Annotated in this window: 11 protein-coding genes and 1 pseudogene; 6 read left to right on the top strand and 6 right to left on the bottom strand. The window is 65.0% G+C overall.

Translation table 11 applies throughout. From position 1 onward, the window contains the following. Positions 1–206: 206 nt before the first annotated feature. Complete coding sequence (gene recG, locus VFB18_RS09650) at positions 207–2,342, bottom strand: ATP-dependent DNA helicase RecG (protein ID WP_324974178.1); 2,136 nt, start codon at positions 2,340–2,342, stop codon at positions 207–209. 174 nt (positions 2,343–2,516) lie between these two features. Here recG and VFB18_RS09645 point away from each other — a divergent pair, with 174 nt between their 5' ends. The 4 genes from VFB18_RS09645 to VFB18_RS09630 all read left to right on the top strand — a co-directional run bounded on the left by VFB18_RS09645 (position 2,517) and on the right by VFB18_RS09630 (position 8,917). After that, positions 2,517–2,792: a succinate dehydrogenase assembly factor 2 gene (locus VFB18_RS09645; RefSeq protein ID WP_324974175.1), complete on the top strand. Its 276-nt coding sequence runs from the start codon at positions 2,517–2,519 to the stop codon at positions 2,790–2,792. Positions 2,793–2,812: 20 nt separating this feature from the next. Further along, entirely contained in the window at positions 2,813–6,328 is a 3,516-nt protein-coding gene (mfd, locus tag VFB18_RS09640) for a transcription-repair coupling factor (RefSeq protein ID WP_324974173.1), read from the top strand. A 92-nt stretch (positions 6,329–6,420) separates the two neighbouring features. Continuing rightward, a complete protein-coding gene (locus VFB18_RS09635) occupies positions 6,421–7,671 on the top strand; it encodes a nucleotide sugar dehydrogenase (protein WP_324974170.1) in 1,251 nt (416 codons plus the stop codon). Positions 7,672–7,714: 43 nt separating this feature from the next. Next, complete coding sequence (locus VFB18_RS09630) at positions 7,715–8,917, top strand: glycosyltransferase (RefSeq protein ID WP_324974168.1); 1,203 nt, start codon at positions 7,715–7,717, stop codon at positions 8,915–8,917. Here the strand turns inward: VFB18_RS09630 and VFB18_RS09625 are convergent. Then, positions 8,895–10,520: a class I adenylate-forming enzyme family protein gene (locus tag VFB18_RS09625; RefSeq protein WP_324974165.1), complete on the bottom strand. Its 1,626-nt coding sequence runs from the start codon at positions 10,518–10,520 to the stop codon at positions 8,895–8,897. The genes VFB18_RS09630 and VFB18_RS09625 overlap by 23 nt on opposite strands. Before the next feature lie 13 nt (positions 10,521–10,533). Continuing rightward, positions 10,534–12,273, bottom strand: coding sequence for an extracellular solute-binding protein (locus VFB18_RS09620; protein WP_414675678.1), 1,740 nt, complete (start codon positions 12,271–12,273; stop codon positions 10,534–10,536). Between the two features lie 379 nt (positions 12,274–12,652). Here VFB18_RS09620 and VFB18_RS09615 point away from each other — a divergent pair, with 379 nt between their 5' ends. Then, positions 12,653–13,504: an invasion associated locus B family protein gene (locus VFB18_RS09615; RefSeq protein ID WP_324974159.1), complete on the top strand. Its 852-nt coding sequence runs from the start codon at positions 12,653–12,655 to the stop codon at positions 13,502–13,504. Between the two features lie 94 nt (positions 13,505–13,598). Here VFB18_RS09615 and hspQ read toward each other — a convergent pair whose 3' ends face one another. From hspQ to VFB18_RS09600, 3 genes are all read right to left on the bottom strand, one after another. Further along, positions 13,599–13,931 carry a heat shock protein HspQ gene (gene hspQ / locus VFB18_RS09610; protein WP_324974156.1) on the bottom strand — a complete coding sequence of 111 codons (333 nt, stop codon included), beginning with the start codon at positions 13,929–13,931 and terminating at the stop codon, positions 13,599–13,601. Positions 13,932–14,008: 77 nt separating this feature from the next. Then, positions 14,009–14,926: a lipid A biosynthesis acyltransferase gene (locus VFB18_RS09605; protein ID WP_324974153.1), complete on the bottom strand. Its 918-nt coding sequence runs from the start codon at positions 14,924–14,926 to the stop codon at positions 14,009–14,011. A 74-nt stretch (positions 14,927–15,000) separates the two neighbouring features. Next, positions 15,001–16,245: an FAD-dependent monooxygenase gene (locus VFB18_RS09600; RefSeq protein WP_324974150.1), complete on the bottom strand. Its 1,245-nt coding sequence runs from the start codon at positions 16,243–16,245 to the stop codon at positions 15,001–15,003. A 150-nt stretch (positions 16,246–16,395) separates the two neighbouring features. On the opposite strand from VFB18_RS09600, the pseudogene VFB18_RS09595 reads away from it, so the two are divergent. Then, a pseudogene (locus VFB18_RS09595) lies at positions 16,396–16,758 on the top strand (hypothetical protein); the annotation flags it as partial.

Here is a 16,758-nt window from a genome sequence, read left to right as displayed (position 1 = left end):
TCCCGTCGAGGATGCTGCGAAGCTTATCGTGTCGGCCGGTCTGGTCGGCCCCGACCGCCAGCAAGAGGAGCTCCGCAAGCTCGCCAGGTCCAAGTCCGGCAAGCCGGTGCAGGAAGAAGAGCCGGTGGTTTAAGCGTCTTCGTCGCCTATTTTTTCGTCATGCCCGGGACAAGCCTGGCCATGACCGAACTCCGTGGGATGCGCAATCACCCGGCGCGCATCAGCCTGACCGCATCGTCGCGCTCGAAGAGATAGAGCAGGAGCCGAAAAGTCTCGGCCTTTGCGCCGGAAAGCTCCGGATCGCGCGCAAGGATGAGCCGCGCCTCGTCGCGCGCCGCTTGCAGCAACAACTCGTGCTCGGGCAGGCTTGCGATGCGGAAGGCGGGGAGCCCGCTCTGCTTTGTGCCGAGCACCTCGCCTCCGCCGCGCAGGCGCAAGTCCTCTTCGGCGATGACGAAGCCGTCTTCGGTCCGCCGCATGACCGACAGCCTCTCGCGCGCCGTCTCCGAAAGGGGCTGGCGATAGAGCAGAATGCAGGAGGACTCCTTCGCGCCACGCCCGACGCGTCCGCGCAATTGATGAAGCTGGGCGAGCCCGAAGCGCTCGGCATGCTCTATGATCATGATCGAGGCATTCGGCACGTCGACCCCGACCTCGATGACCGTGGTCGAGACGAGGATCGCAAGCGCGCCAGAGCCGAACTCCGCCATGACACGGTCCTTGTCCTTGCCGGCAAGCCTGCCATGTACCAAGCCGACGCGGTCGCCGAAGCGCTTGGCAAGGTCGGCGTGGCGGGCCTTAGCCGCGGCGAGGTCGAGCTGCTCCGACTCTTCCACGAGCGGGCAGACCCAATAGATTTGCGTGCCCGAGGCAATAGCGCGTCCGATCCGCTCGATTACCTCGTCGAGACGGTCGAGCGGCACGGTGGCGGTCGCGACCGGCTTGCGTCCGGGCGGCTTCTCGTCGAGGCGCGAAACGTCCATGTCGCCGTAGCTCGTGAGGAGAAGTGTGCGCGGGATTGGGGTGGCGGTCATGACCAGAAGCTCGGCCCCGCTGCCGCCGCCCTTGCCTTGCAGCGCGAGCCGCTGATGTACGCCGAAGCGGTGCTGCTCGTCGATGACGACGAGGCCGAGATCGCGGAACCTGATCGGCTCCTGGAACAGCGCGTGGGTGCCGATCAGGATGTCGATCTCCCCCCGCTCGAGCCGCGCCAGGATCGCCTCGCGCTCGCGGCCGCGCTCGCGCCCGGTGAGAAGAGTGATGCGCAAGCCGGCCGGCTCGCCGAGCGCGCCGATTGTTTTCATGTGCTGGCGGGCCAGAAGCTCGGTCGGCGCCATGAGCGCCCCTTGCGCGCCCGCCTCGACTGCGCCGGCAAGCGCAAGCAGGGCGACGACCGTCTTGCCGCTGCCGACATCGCCTTGCAGCAGGCGAAGCATGCGGTGGGGGCTCGCGAGATCCGCGTCGATCTCGCCGAGAGCGCGAACCTGGGCGCCGGTGAGCTTGAACGGGAGCTTGGCGATGATCGCCTTGCGCAGGCGCTGCGTCGAGACGAGCGTTCGTCCGGCGCGCTTCGTCATGCGCTGGCGTATGACGGCGAGCGCGAGCTGATTTGCGAGCAACTCGTCGTAAGCGAGCCGCATGCGCGCCGGAGCCTTTGGTGCGAGGTCGCCTTCGCCCTCGGGCGCGTGCACGCGCCGCAGCGCCTCCACGAAGGATGGCCAGCCGTTGCGGACCAGGAAGGTCTCATCGATCCATTCCGGGAGTCGGGGCAGCTGGCTGAGTGCCTCGGTGACGGCCTTGCGCAGGACGGAGTTGGTGAGGCCCGCGGTGAGCGGGTAGACCGGCTCATGCAGCGGGAGCGTGCTCGAACCACCCTCCTGCGCGAGGTCGACCGCGACCACATGGTCGGGGTGCGGCATCTGTAGCCAGCCGTCATAGGACTCGAGCTTGCCGGAGACGAGGCATTTGCCGCCGACGGGCAGGAGCCGCCTGAGGTAGGCCGGATCGGCGTTGAAATAGACGAGCTCGAAGGAGGCGCCCGATACATCCTCGACCAGCACCTTGTAGGGCGCGCGGGTACGCCGCCCGCCGCCTCCCGGCCTGTGCTCGGCGACCGTGACCTCGACCGTGGCGATCTCGCCGATCTTGGCCTCGGCGATGCGCGGCGTTACGGCACGGTCGATCACGGCGACCGGCAGATGCCAGAGAAGATCGATCAACCGCGCATGCGCGCCGGCGTGGCGCGGGGCAAGGAGCTTGTTCAGCATGCCCTCGACTTTGGGCCCCACGCCCTTGAGCGAGCGCACGGTGGCGAACAGAGGTGCAAGCTTTGCAGGGCGCATGGCTATGGCGGTAGGGTAAGCAAGCGCGGCAGAATCAGCGCCGAGCCCACCATGGGTCCGCGCGTGGGCAACGACAAGGGTCGTTGCCCACCGTGGGCAGCACGCACGCCATGCCCTTGACAGGGTAGGGCGCGCTCGCTCTAACCCGTAGACTCTGCTTCTGGAACCATCGTCATGGCCGGCAGTGATCTTGGAATGCGCCGCCGCCGGGCGCTGTGGCGGGCCACCCATCGGGGCTCGAAGGAGATGGACTTTTTGCTCGGCCGCTACGCCGAAGCCGCCCTTGACGGAATGAACTCCAACGATATCAGCATCTTCGAGCGCCTGATCGACACCCCCGACCCCGCGATCGAAATGTCGCTGTTCGAGGGCCAATCGCTCGGCGACCGCGACCTCGACGAACTCGTAAGGTTGGTCAGGCGCTTTCACGGCCTTGAGCAGGCCGGCTAGCCCGCCCACATCCGCGTATCATGTCCAGTCAGAAACTTCCTTCCTTGCCGGTCGAGCAATTATTGAAGCGCAGTCCCGCGCTTGCCGGCGGCGTGCCGGAGGGGCTCGATGCGCTGGTCCTTGGCGAGCTTGCCCGGCACGCACGCGAGCACGGCGCCGTCCTCCACATCGCGCGCGACGCGAACCGCCTCTCGACGCTGGAGGAGGCGATTGCCTTGTTTGCCCCTGATGTTGAGGTGCTGAGCTTTCCCGCCTGGGATGGCGTGCCTTACGACCGCGTCGCGCCCAACGCCGAGACCATCGCCGAGCGTATCGCAACGCTCGCGGCCCTGATCGACCGCGCGCCCGAGGAGAAGCGGCCCCTCGTCATCTTGACCACGATTCACGCCGCGCTCCAGCGCGTGCCGCCACGAGCCTTCATTTCAGGCTCGAGCATCAGCCTCCACGCCGGCAACGCCGTCGCGATGCAAACCCTGATCGACCGGCTCGAAGCCTCGGGCTATGCGCGCTCGGGCACGGTGGTCGATCCCGGCCAATACGCGGTTCGCGGCGGCATCCTCGACCTCTATCCGCCGGGAGGCGAGCCGGTCCGCCTCGACTTCTTCGGCGACACGCTGGAATCGATCAGGGTCTTCCAGCCCGAGACCCAGCGCACCAAGGCGCGGCGCGAGGAGGTCGAGCTCCTGCCCATGAGCGAGCTCGCATTGACGCCCGAGGTGCGCCGCCACTTCCGGCAGCGTTATGTCGAACTGTTCGGACCGGTGACCGGCGAGGACCCGCTCTACGAGTCGATCTCGGCCGGGCGCCAGCATCAGGGCATGGAGCATTGGCTCCCCCTGTTCCACGACCATCTCGAGACGCTGTTCGGTTATGTGCCGCGCGCGATCGTCAGCCTCGATCCCTTGGTCGACGACGCGCGGGCGCGGCGGCTCGAGCAGATCGCCGATCATTACGATGCCCGCGCCCAGGCGCTCGAGCGCAAGGCCTTCGGCGCGCCGCCTTATCATCCCGTCCCGCCCGAGAGTCTCTTCTTGAACGAAGAAGACTGGCAGAAGCAGCTTGCGGGCCGGAACGTGGTCGCGCTCGACCCTTTCGAGCACCCCGACCAGGCGGGGGCCAACATTGTCTCCTTCGGCGGGCGGCAGGGCCGATCCTTCGCCGCCGAGCGCCAGACCGAGGGGCTGAACGTGTTCGACGCGGTCGTGGCGCATGCAAAGCGCCTGCATGGCGAGGGGAAGCGCGTGCTCGTGGCCTGTTGGAGCGCAGGCGCGCGCGAACGGCTCGCCGCCCTTCTTGCCGAGCATGGCGGCGGCGAGACCAAGGCCGTGGCGAGCTTCGCCGAGGCACTCGCTTTGCCGGCCTCGGCGACCGCCGTCGCGGTCTTGCCGCTCGAGACCGGTTTCGAGGCGCCTGGGATTGCCGTGATCGGCGAGCAGGACATCCTCGGCGACCGCCTGGTGCGCAAGTCCCGGGTGAAGCGCGGCAGCGACGTCCTCACCGAAGTGTCGAGCCTCGCGGTCGGCGATCTTGTGGTTCACGCCGATCACGGCATCGGCCGCTTCGCAGGCCTCGCCACCATCGAAGCGGCCGGCGAGCCGCACGATTGTCTCGAAGTGCACTATGCCAGCGGCGACAAGCTCTACCTTCCGGTCGAGAACATCGAGCTGTTGAGCCGCTACGGCTCCGACGAAGCGGGCGTCCAGCTCGATCGGCTCGGCGGCGTCGGCTGGCAAACGCGGAAAGCGCGCCTCAAGCAGCGCATCCGCGACATGGCCGAGAAGTTGATCAAGGTCGCGGCGCTGCGCGAGCTCCGCCAGGCGCCGGTGCTCACCCCGCCCGACGGCATTTACGACGAATTCTCGGCGCGCTTTCCCTACGAGGAGACCGAGGATCAGGAGACCTCGATCGGCGCCGTGCTCGAGGATCTCGCCAGCGGCCGGCCGATGGACCGGCTCATCTGCGGCGACGTCGGCTTCGGCAAGACCGAGGTCGCGCTCCGGGCAAGCCTGATCGCCGTCCTTGCCGGCAAGCAGGTGGCCGTCGTGGTGCCGACCACGCTGCTGGCGCGCCAGCACTACCACACCTTCACCGAGCGCTTCCGCGGCTTCCCGGTGAAAATCGCCCAAGCCTCGCGCCTAGTGGCCGCCAAGGAGCGCGCCGACATCAAGAAGGGATTGAAGTCGGGCGACATCGACATCGTCATCGGCACCCATGCCCTGCTGGGGAAGGGCATCGAGTTCGCCGATCTCGGGCTTCTGATCGTTGACGAGGAGCAGCATTTCGGCGTGCAGCACAAGGAGCGGCTGAAGCAGCTGCGCGAGGACGTGCACGTGCTCACGCTCACCGCGACGCCGATCCCGCGCACGCTCCAGCTTGCTCTGTCCGGCGTGCGCGAGATGTCCCTGATCTCGACGCCGCCGGTCGACCGGCTTGCCGTGCGCACCTATGTCATGCCATTCGATCCCGTCATCCTGCGCGAGGCCTTGCTGCGCGAGCGCTATCGCGGCGGCCAGACCTTCTATGTGGTGCCGCGCATTTCCGACCTCGACGAAGCGGCCGCCTTCCTCGGCGAGCACGCGCCCGAGCTCAAGGTCGGGCGCGCGCACGGGCAAATGGGGAGCCGCGAGCTCGAGCAGGTGATGAACGCCTTCTACGACCGCCAGTACGACGTGCTGCTTTCGACTTCGATCGTCGAGTCCGGGCTCGACATCCCCTCGGCCAACACGCTGATCGTGCACCGCGCCGACATGTTCGGCCTCGCCCAGCTCTATCAACTCAGAGGCCGCGTCGGCCGCTCCAAGATCAGGGCCTATGCCTATTTCACCGTGCCTGCCGACGCGCGGCTGACGCCCGCCGCAGAGAAGAGGCTCAAGGTGCTGCAATCGCTCGACACGCTCGGCGCGGGCTTCGTGCTCGCGAGCCACGACCTCGACATCAGGGGCGCGGGCAACCTGCTCGGCGAGGAGCAGTCCGGCCACATCCGCGAAGTCGGCTACGAGCTCTATCAGTCGATGCTGGAAGAGGCGGTCGCCGCCATCAGGGGCGGAGAGGGTGCCGTGATCGAGGATCAATGGAGCCCGCGCATCAATCTCGGCACCTCGGTCCTCATCCCAGAAACCTACGTGCCCGATCTGCAAGTGCGGCTTGGGCTCTATCGGCGCTTGTCAAGCGTCGAGAGCCACGAGGCGATCGAGGCCTTCGCCGCCGAGTTGATCGACCGCTTCGGGCCGCTGCCGCAAGAGGTGCGGCATCTCCTCGATGTCGTCGAGATCAAGGGGCTTTGTCGCCAGGCCGGCATCGAGCAGATCGACGCCGGACCCAAGGGCGCCGTCATCGGCTTCCGCAACAAGAGCTTCGCCAATCCGGACGGACTGATCGCCTTCATCCGCGAAGAGGGAAAGACGGTGAAGCTCCAGCCCGATCACCGCCTCATCTATTACGGCGATTGGCAGACGGCGGAAGAGCGCCTCGAAGGCGCGCGCGAATTGCTGAAGCGCTTGGTTAAAATCGCCCAAGCCGTGAAGCGCGCCGCGTAGCAACGCAGCGCATGGCGGACCGATAAGAATTGCGCCGCCAGTCTTTTTCGCTAAAAACTTTACTCAACTTGTTCCGTTGATTTGGTGTGCCGATGAAGGTCGCCGTTGTCGGTCTTGGTCACATAGGTATCGTCACGGCGGCAGCTCTTCTTCGCGACGGGCACAGTGTCGTCGGCATTGATCAGGACGATGACATCTGCCGTTTGCTGCGCCACGGCATGTCTCCGTTCAACGAGCCTGGCATTCAAGATGTCATAGTTTCGGGCCGCAGCGCCGACCGTCTGATCGTCGGAACACGATTGGACGGTGCAGCCGATGCCGACGTTGCCTTCGTCTGCGTCGGTACGAGGGGCTCTCAAAGAGGACTCGATCTTTCCGATGTTATGCGCGCGGCTCACGCGCTCGGCGGAGCGGTCCGGCGGCGTGCCCCCGGGCAAACGCCGATGCTGATGGTCTTTCGCAGCACCATGCCTCCGGGATCGATGCGCAATATCGTGCTACCCGTCGTCGCTTCGGCCGCTAACGAGCCGCCCGGCACGCGATACGAGATCATCTACAGCCCCGAGTTCACGCGCGAGGGGACCGCTCTCGCCGACTATTTTACGCCATCGAGAATTGTTGTGGGTGAGGAACGCCACGGAAGCAGTGACGTTTTGCGCGACTTGCATCCAAGCATCGAGGCGCCGATTTTCCATACGTCGTTCGAGGTCGCAGAGTTGAGCAAGCTCGCCGACAATGCCTTCCACGCCCTCAAGGTAAGCTTCGCGAACGAGATCGGCCGTTTCGCATTGACGTCGGGGATTTCGCCGAGCGAGGTCTTCGCTATCTTTCAGGCCGACACCAAGCTCAACCTTTCCGCCGCGTACCTGCAGCCGGGAGGAGCATTCGGCGGACCGTGTTTGCCGAAGGACGTTCGCGCCCTTGCGACCTGCATCGCTGACGCTGGAGTCGCGGCGCCCGTCGTTGGGCATATCGACGAGAGCAATGCGGCCCACACGCACTTCCTCGTCACCGAGATAGAGCGTCGGGTCGCGCCGCACTCGCACATTCTACTCTTTGGCCTGAGCTTCAAGACCGGCACCGACGAACTGAGGGAAAGCCCCTTCATTGTCCTGGCGGACAATCTGTTGAGCCGCGGGCATACGCTTACGATTTACGATCCGGATCTTCGTGGCGCCGGAGGGGCGAGAGCGCGCGCGTCGCTTCCTGCGCACTTGGCGCCATTGGCCGTCGAACGAGGACCGGGCGGCACCCCATTCGATCTTGTGGTGGTAGCAAAGAACAGAGTCGGCCAAGAATCGCTTCCCTCGGGTTGTCCCGTTTTTCGCATTGACCGGTTGTAGCAACGTGCGCGGCCGCATCCTTGTCGTCGACCATAGAATCCCAATGCCCGACAAGGACAGCGGCTCGCGCAGCGCGTTCTCGTATCTTCAGATTCTCTCGCGGGCCGGATTTCAGGTGACCTTTGTTCCCGCCGATCTGCGACCCGGGGGTGCCTACGGCAGAGCGCTGCGCAGGCTCGGCGTGAAGATAGTTTCCGCACCGCAATGGACTACTTTGCCGCATGTCATCGAGTCGCTCGCTCCTTGCGCCGATTTGCTGCTGCTCTTTCGCGCGCCCGTCGCAGCCCAGGTGTTCGGTCTGATCAGGACTATCGCTCCTAGTGCGAGCATCTTGTTCAACACCGTCGATCTGCACTTCTTGCGCATGGAGCGCGAAGCCGAACTTGATGGAAATGAAGCGAGCAAAGACGAGGCGTTGGAGGTGCGCCGGCTCGAGCTCGATCTGATCAATCGCTCCGATGCGGCGATCGTCGTCAGCAGCTACGAAAGAGATCTGCTGCGGGAGCTCGCGCCGCAGGCATCGGTGCACCGAATTCCCATTCTTCGCGAGATGCCCCGAGGGTCCCTATTAGAGCGTCTGCGCTGGCGCGCATGCAGTTTATTTCGTGCCGCTGACGAATTGGACCCGTCTGTCAAGCGGCGTGATCTGGACTTCCGACGCCGCTCCGCTCTCCTCTTCATCGGAGGGTTCGACCACACCCCGAACGTCGATGCGGTGAAATGGTTTGTTGGCGAAGTATGGCCTCTGCTGCAGTCGCGGGGTTTCCCCCATCGCCTCATCATTGCCGGGTCCAATATGCCCGACGATGTCGCTGCGCTGGCCTCCGATCGGATTGAGGCGAGAGGATACGTAAAGGACCTTGGGCGACTCTATGCCGCTTGCCGGGTCAGTATTGCACCTATTCGCTATGGCGCCGGCATGAAGGGCAAGATCGTGGAGAGTCTGGGATATGGAGTTCCGGTCGTCGCTACCTCGATGGCGGCGGAGGGTATGGACCTCCGCCACAACGAAACAGTCCTCATCGCCGACTCGCCTGTGGCAACGGCCGACGAGATTCTAAGAGCCTATGACGATGACGGCCTTTGGCAGGTCCTGTCGAACAGCGGATATCGCCACGTCGAAAGTCACTTCTCGCTTGCCGCGGGGGCCCGTGTCCTGCTGCCCCTGGTGGACGATCTGATCGCTCGGTCCCGCGCAAAGCGCAAAGCGCAGCCGCTAGACGCTACACTTGTTCAAGAATCTTAGCGCGCAGGATGCGGCCCGAGGCCTCGCGCGGGACCTCGCGCACCACGAGCAGCTTGTCGGGAAATTTGTACGGCGCGACACGTCTGCGCTCGAGGAATTCGATCAGCGCCTCGAGCGAAACGGGCTCTCCGGGCTTCGGCGACACCGCCGCGAAGATGCGATCGCCGAGGAGCGGATCGGACAGGCTGAAGCAGGCGGCATCGAGAAATCCGGGGAAAGCCTGATAGAGGCCGTCGAGTTCGCTCGCGGCGATCGCGAAGCCGCCGTGGTGGAGGAGCTCCGGATCGCGAAGAAGCCGCAAGCTTGGTGCGACGCCGTCTTGCTCGATCTCGGCGCGCAGGCCAGTCGCGACGTACCCCTCGCTGTCGGGGAGGAGCGGCGCCTTGCGGGCGCCTTGCGGAACGACGGGTCCCCGCAGCAGAACTTCGCCGCTTCGTGCGCCGCCGGCCGCAGCGTCATCCTCTTGGCGAAGCCGCGTCTCGACGAACACGGCGGCGTCGCCGTTCTCGCTCACGCTGATCGGACCGAGCGGAAGCGGCGAGTGAGAAAGCCTCGTCTCGCGGCGAAGGACGACGCCGGCGAGATCGCCGAGCGGGTAAAGATCGAAGAGGAGCGCGCCGGTGCCGAGCGACAGCGGCAGTGCATGTTCATGCGTGGTCCACACCGCGCCGATGCGCCGAAGCGCGCAACGCCGCTCCTCGAGCACGCGGTCCTTGGCAAGCTCCTCAAGGACGGGCGAGGGGAGTGCCGTGACGGTGGTACCGGTCGCGAGCAATTGCTGCACGAACGCCGCGTAGTCGAAAGGCTGGTGCTGCGCGAGCTGTGAGCCGCTGATGAGCCAGGGGGCAAGCGCGAGCGCAAGTCCCGCAGGGCCGGTCAGAGGGTAGGGGTTCAGGATCACGTCCCGGCTGTCGAGGGAGAGGGCGACGACCGTCATCGCCCCTTGCGCAAGAAGCTCGTCTTCGTTGCGCGGAACGGGGACGAACGGCATTTCGGCCCTCGCGGTGAAGCTGATGAGCGCGGGACCTTTGCGCGGTGGGGCGACGACGGCGCGCGCGCCCGAACGCGGCAGGATGGCCTCGTCGAGCGAGGCGACGCCGTCCGGCAGGTCCTGGCCGAAGGCGAGCACGAAGCGCACGAAGAGGTGAGGCGCTGCGACCCGGCACAACTCCTCCGCCGGACGCCCGCCGGCAAAGGCCGAAACCCCGATCAGCGCCTTGGGCTCGACAAGCTCGCACACCTTGCCGATCTCGTAGCCGCGCCACAGCATCGGCAGGAGGGCGACGCTGAGCCCGGCGCGCCAGGCCGCCAGCAGCGTCAGCGGCTGAACGGCGAGATTGGGAAGCTGCACGGCGACTTTGTCGCCGGGCTTGAGCCCGATCTCGATGAAGAAGGCGGCGAGCGCGTCGACCGCGGCATCGGCCTCGCCATAGCTGTAGCTGCGAGAGCGGCCGAGCCTGAGCGCCTCGGTGTTGGGGGGATCGGACAGCGCAAGAGCTTCAGGCCGCTGCCGCGCGCGACGTCTCAGCAACCCCTCGGCGGTGATCGGAGGTTCTTCCTTGCCGACCTCCTCGTTCCTCTCGGGTGCTGCGAGCGTGGTCATCGTCGCGCCGGCATCACTTCTCGGGTGGATTCTTGCGTGCGGCTGACGGCGTGGCGGGCGCCATCCACCAGGTGTCGATCTGATAGCCGTAGAGCGGCGTCACCTCGGGGCGCTTCAGCTCGCGCCAATGGGCGACCCACTGGCGCGGCAAATGGAACAGCGGAATCACGTAGTCGCCCGAGAGCAGCACGCGATCGAGCGCGCGCACCGCCGAGACGAAGCTGTCCTCGTCTTCCGCCTTGAGCATCGCTTCGATCATGGCGTCGACCGCCTTGCTCTTCACGCCCGCATAGTTGAACGAGCCCTCGGTCACCGCGGCCTCGCTCCCCCAGCGAAAGAACTGCTCGTTGCCCGGCGACAGCGAAACCGGCCAGTAATACTGGATCATATCGAAATCGTAGGTCTGCTTGCGCCGCTGATATTGAGCCGAGTCAACTTGGCGGATTCGCGCATCGATTCCCACCTGTTTCAAGGCGGCGGCATAGGTCAACAGAAGCCGCTCCTGCGCCCTCGTCGCGGCCAGGATCTCGAAGCTAAACGGCTCGCCGGTCGCAGCGTTGACGAGCTTGCCCTCCTTCAGGCGGTAGCCCGCCTGCTCGAGCAATTCAAGCGCCGCGCGGCGCCCTTCGCGATTTTCCCCCGACCCGTCGCTCTCGGGCAAGGCGTAGCTCCCGTCCATGACGGCGGGTTTGACCTGATCGAGATAGGGGGCGAGCAGCGCGCGCTCGGCGGCGTCGGCCGGGTGGCCGTGCGAGGAAAGGTCGGAGCGCGCAAAATAACTTTCCGTGCGCGCATACAGCCCGTGATAGAGCGTGCGGTTGACCCACTCGAAGTCGAACAGCCTGATCAGCGCCTCGCGCACGCGTTGATCAGCGAACAACGGGCGGCGCGTATTGAACACGAGCGCCGCCATGCCGGCCGGCGTCTCGATCGGCAATTCCTCCTTGATCACGCGGCCGTCGCGCAGCGCGGGGAAATCGTAGCCTTCGCTCCAGCGCGTCGGGTCGTCCTCCTCGCGGAACTGGACGAGCCCCGACTTGAAGGCCTCGAACATGCTCCCGGCATCGCGATAATAGTCGAAGCGGATCTCGTCGAAATTGAACCGCCCGCGATTCACGGGAAGGTCCCGGCCCCAGTAGTTCGGATCGCGCTTGAAGGTGATGGACTTGCCGGGATCGACCGTGTCGATCACGTAGGGCCCGCTGCCGATCAGCGGCTTAAGCGTCGTGTTCTCGAACGTGTCGGGATCGATCAGGTGCTTGGGCAGGACCGGCATCAGGCCCATGATGAGCGGCATCTCGCGGTCGCCGCTGCCGTCGAACGTGAAGCGCACCGTGCGCTCGCCGGTCTGCTCGGCCTTGGTGACCTTCTTGTAATAGGAGCGGTGGTTGGGGCGCCCGTGATCGCGCAGGAGAGCGTACGAGAACATGACGTCCGCGACGGTGATCGGCACGCCGTCCGAGAACATGGCCTTGGGATTGAGCGTGAACTCGACATAGCTCCGATCGGGAGGTGTCGCGACGCTCTCGGCGATCAATCCGTAGAGGGTGAACGGCTCGTCGTTTGCCCGGGCGAGCAGGCTCTCGTAAACGTAATCGCGCACGCCTTCTGCGGGCTCGCCCTTCACGATCAGGGGATTGACGCTGTCGTAGGAGCCCTGCTTGGCGAAGATCACCCGACCGCCTTTCGGCGCATTGGGGTCGACATAGGCAAAATGCGCGAAGCCCGCCTCCTCCCGCGGGGCCCCATGCATGGCGATGCCGCTCGCAGCGCGCGCCTGGTTGCTCCCCGGCAGGAACAGAAGGGCGAGGACGAGCAATGAAATAGGGGCTTTCAACGGCGCGCGCGCATGGCTATAGATGCATTCCGCATTGCAGCACGAATTAAGGGTAATCCTGCTCGCAAGGCAATCGGCGTGGCGGCAAGGGGGCATGCTGACGAAAAGCTTAGGGCCCCTGAAAAGGAACTCAAGAAAGTCCTCGTGGCGCGGCGGTCAGCCACGCCTACGCCTCATTTGGGGTATTGACCCTATTCGCAAAGACGCGGGAACGGGGTTATACGGTTCAAGACCTGAACCTGCCCGCGAAAATAGGAAAGGTCGGTTGATGATCTGCTCCAGGGATCGGATTAACATGCTGCGCAAAGTCTCGACTCAAGGGATGATTTTCGCGGGCGCCGCGGCGCTCATCTTGAGCGCCGGAATGCCGCTGGCGCTCGCGCAGACTCAGGGACAGACGCCTGGCGTCCCCAAGACCTCTCAAGCGCCCAAGGTGCAGGGCGCGCCGGCCGCTCCTGCCGGCGCCCCGGCTGCCGCCGCTCCCGCCGCTGGGGCTCCAGCGGACGCCGCCGCTGCCGGCGGCGCGCCGGATGATGCCTGGGTCAAGCTCTGCATGAAGAGCGAGCAGACTCAGAACAAGCAGATCTGCCTCATCAATCACGAGGGCCTCGAGCCCAACACCGGCATGGTCCTGATTGCCGCCGCCGTGCGCCAGGCCGAAGGCGAGGACAAGCAACAGCTTCTTATCAGGGTCCCGACGGCCTACGCGCTCGTCATCCCCGCCGGGGTCCAGGTCAAGATCGACGACAATCAGCCGATCCAGCTGCAATACACGCTCTGCTTCCCGACCAGCTGCCAAGTGCAGATGGAACTCAGCAAAGAGATGATGGATTCGATGCGCAAGGGCAAGCAGATGGTCGTGGCGGCAATGAACATCCAGCAGAAGACCATGGGCTTCCCTGTGCCGCTCACGGGCTTTGCCAAGGCCTATGACGGTCCGCCGGTCGACAACGCCAAATACGAGGAGTCGCGCCGGCAGTTGATGGAGGTGTTCCGCAAGCGCCAGCAGGAACTCGCCGCCAAGGCCGCCGAGGCCCAGCAGAAGAAGGAGGCGCAGCAGACCGCGCCGGTGCAAGGCGGCCAGGCTTCGGCACCCGCCAACACCTCGGCAGCGCCTAAGAAGGTCGCGCCCCCGCCGGTCCAGTAGCGAGGCGGCCTCCGCCGAGGCATCACACGAAGGCCGCTCGGGTGACCCCGCGCGGCCTTTGTTTTTGGATTGTCGAAAGGGGAAGCGATCCGCCTCAGTGCTCTTGCAGAAAGCGGAAGCGGAAGATGCCGTCGCGCAGATCTTCGAATAGCTCCGGCACTTGAGGATGACGGAGCGGCTCGTCGGAGGAATCCGGAACGAGATTCTGCTCGGAGACGTAGGCGATGTACTCAGTCTCGGCGTTCTCCGCCAAGAGGTGATAGAACGGCTGGTCTTTGCTCGGCCGCACTTCCTGCGGGATCGAGCGGTACCACTCTTCGGTGTTGTTGAAGGTGGGATCGACGTCGAAGATCACGCCGCGAAACGGATAGAGCCGGTGGCGGACCACCTGGCCGATCTGAAACCTCGCGTTGCGGACGGTAGACATCACAGAAACCAGTCCCGAGTCTTTCTTGTCAAATAAGAGCGAAGGGCGGGGGGGCTGTCAACTTAAGTCAACGTGGGTCAAGACCATCTCCGGTTCGACCACATGAATTGCTCGGGGGTCTCGCGAATCCACGTCTCGAAGTGGCGCTGGATCGCCGCCGTAATGTTGCGGATGTCCTCGGCTTGGTTACTGGTGCGGGGGATCCTGAGCTCGTTGACATTGACGTCGAACACGGCGCGGTTGCCGATGCGCATGCAGCGCCCGATCCAGATGCGGGCCCCCACTCTCCGCGCGATCATCGCGGCGATCGGCATGCTCTTGGCGGGATGACCGAAGAACGGAACCTCGATTCCGTTTGCGTCCCACAGGTCGGAAATGAAGCCGAGCCGGCCGCCTCGACGCACATAGTCCATGATGAGGCGCGCGGTCTTCTGCGTCTCGTCCTGGCCCGCGGTTCGCCCCCGGCCGAACAGCCCGCCCGGATAGAGCGTCTCACGTTGTGCGCGAAGATAGCGGTCGACGTAGGGGTTTTTCACCTGGCGATACACGCCGGCTGGGCGGACGCCTGCGAGCGTCACCGGCCACATGCCGAGTTCCCAATTGCCCATGTGCATGGTGACGATGAGCGCCGGGCCCATCTTGTTCTTGTAGCGGCTGATCCAATGGCCGTTGGTGACGTGCAGCCGCCCGGGATCCTTCAGGATGCGGTCGATGCACATGGTCTCGACCATCACCCGACCGAGATTCTCCCAGGCCGCGAGGGCGATTTTCTCACGTTCCTCGGGGGTCTTTTCGGGGAAAGCGCGCTCGAGATTGGCGAGTGCCCGCTTATGTCTGCGGTTGCGCCGCCCGATGATGCGCCACGCCTTGGCCGAGATCGCGCAGGCAAGATCGAGTGGAAACAGTCTGACCAGCCCGATCAGGAAGCGCAACCCGACATATTCGGCCCTGTAGCGCAGGTCGAGAAGGATCGAGGTCTTCTTTGGCTGAGCCACGTGTTGTCCTTGTTACCGAGGGCTCTTGCGCAGCGGTGAGATGGCAACTCTCGTTGCAAAAGCGCTCGTTCCCGTCAAGCCTGGGCGCCGCGCATGAGACGCGGGAGACTGCTCGGCGGCTCGAGTCCGACGCGCATCACCAGGCGGCGCAAGGGCGGAAGCCAATTCAATCCGTGCAGAACGATGCCGCGCGCCGCCTGAAGCGGAACGAAATCGGTCAGCAGCGAACGATTGAGGAGATCGACGCCAACCGCGCGGGAAAGAACATCGAGCCGGCGCGCATCGTTATAGGCTGAGAGCACGTCTTCGCCGCCCGGATCGGCGCGGCGGACGAGCGCCTCGGCGATGCAGTCGGCGAGCGCTGCCGCATCTCTCAGTCCAAGATTGAGGCCCTGCGCTCCGATCGGCGGCAGGATGTGGCCGGCTTCTCCGACAAGGGCGATGCGCCGCGCGGCGAGCGTCTTCGCGGTCAGTCCGGCAACGGGGAATGACGCGCGAGGACCGACACTCTCAATGCTGCCGAGCAATCCGTCGAGCCGATCGGCCAGGGACTCGGCAAAGCGCTCCTCGTCGCATTGTATGAGCCGGCCGATCTCCGCGGTCGAGCCGACCAGGATCAGGGCGGAGCCGCACGGATCGGGGAGCGGGACGGTGGTCAAGGAGGCGCCCTCGCGGTGAAGCTCGATAGCGACGCCTCGATGGGGGCGCGAGTGCCGAAAGTCCGAAGCGATCGCGCCTTGATCATAGCGCCACTCGCTCACCTCGATGCGCGCGGCCTCCCGGCAAAGCGAGCGACGCCCGTCTGCGGCCATCACGAGACGCCCCGACACCTGGCTCCCGCCGGTACAGGCGAGCCTTACGTTTCGCTCATCGATCAAGACATGCTCGACCGTGGTGGGCAGGATCGCCGGCAGCACCTCTTGCGCCCGGGAGTAGAGGGCCTCGACGAGCGCGGTGTTTGCGATGTTGTAGCCGAAAGCCTCGAGGCCGAGCTCGCTCGCCCTGAACTCGATATCGGGCGCGCGGACGAGACTCCGCGAGACATCGATGATGCGAATAGCCGTGAGCGGCGCCGCCACCGGCTTGAGGCGATCGAACACTTTGAGCGTCTTCAGGAAGTCGATCGAGCTTACGAGGAGCGCGGCCGTCCGCGTTTCGGCCCGCTGACCCTGCGACCGCGCTGGAGGCGGCCCGATCAAAACGACGTCCGCGCCGACATGCTTGAGAGCGAGTGCGCCGGCGAGCCCTGCCGGCCCGGTGCCGACTACGACGGCCTCGCAGCTCCGCACGTCCCTGATCGTTTCGTCTTTGTCATCCATCGCGCGACTTCCAGGCCTTCTATCGACCTGTGGCAAAAACGCCACAAGAGAAACCCGTTCTATGAACTCTGAGAACAAAGAAAAGCGGCCGCATTGAGAATCACGACCGAATGAGTAGGGTTTAAAAATGAAAAACGGGGGATTGGCGTCATGACTTCGAGACTGGAGTTGAACTCTCGGGTGCTTCTTACAATTGGAGCTGCGCTGGTGGCCGCATTTTCGCAGGGGAGCGCCAAGGCTGCGGATCTCGGCGGCGATTGCTGCTCCGACCTCGAGGCGCGCATTGCCGAGCTTGAAGCGACCACGGTGCGTAAGGGCAATAAGAAAGTTTCGGTGACGCTGTACGGCCAAGTTAACCGGGCGGTTCTCTGGTGGGAAGACCAGGTGGAGTCGAACACTTATACAGTCGACAACAACTACGAGTCCTCGCGCTTTGGTTTGAAAGGGTCGGCCAAGATCACCGGCGATTGGTCGGCGGGGTATCGTCTTGAGATCGAAACGACCGGCGCAAAC

The organism is Methyloceanibacter sp. (genome assembly GCF_035650995.1).
Classification (GTDB): Bacteria; Pseudomonadota; Alphaproteobacteria; order Rhizobiales; family Methyloligellaceae; genus Methyloceanibacter.
This window is presented reverse-complemented; position numbering and strand designations above follow the sequence as displayed.